At 64.1% G+C, this 485-nt stretch carries 1 protein-coding gene; it reads left to right on the top strand.

From position 1 onward, the window contains the following. Window positions 1–479: tyrosine-type recombinase/integrase (locus EOA23_RS35365; RefSeq protein WP_145966631.1), on the top strand; the 479-nt coding region annotated here is incomplete at its 5' end. Between the last annotated feature and the right edge of the window lie 6 nt (window positions 480–485).

The raw sequence follows: 485 nt of genomic DNA, 5'->3' as shown, positions 1-485 counted from the left end.
CCATGGATACGATCCATGTTCTGGGCAAGGGCCGGCGCGAGCGAGTGCTGCCCCTCTGGAAGGAAACGCAGACGGTCCTGAAAGACTGGCTGCGAATCCGACCCCCCACCAAGGACAGGGCGGTCTTCCTCAACGGCCGCGGCGAAGCCATGGGTCGCCACGGCTTCGCCAGCCGCCTCGCGGCGCACATAGAGACCGCCCAGCGTTCGGCTCCGAGCCTGGTGCACAAAAAAGTCACGCCTCATGTGCTGAGGCACACCTGCGCAATCCACACGCTTGAGGCCACCGGTGACATCAGACGGGTGGCGCTCTGGCTGGGCCACAGCAGCGTCCTTAGCACGGAGATCTATCTACGGATCGATCCGGCCGAGAAGCTAGACATCCTCGACGCCGGTGCCCCGCCGCAGATCAAGAAGGGCACGTTCACGGGCGTATCCGATCGCCTGCTGGCCATGCTGACCACCGCGCGGACGTCATAGTTATGT

Source organism: Mesorhizobium sp. M2A.F.Ca.ET.042.01.1.1, assembly GCF_003997405.1.
GTDB lineage: Bacteria > Pseudomonadota > Alphaproteobacteria > Rhizobiales > Rhizobiaceae > Mesorhizobium.
The sequence above is the reverse complement of the archived record's forward strand: the minus strand, read 5'-3'. Positions and strand labels throughout refer to the sequence as shown.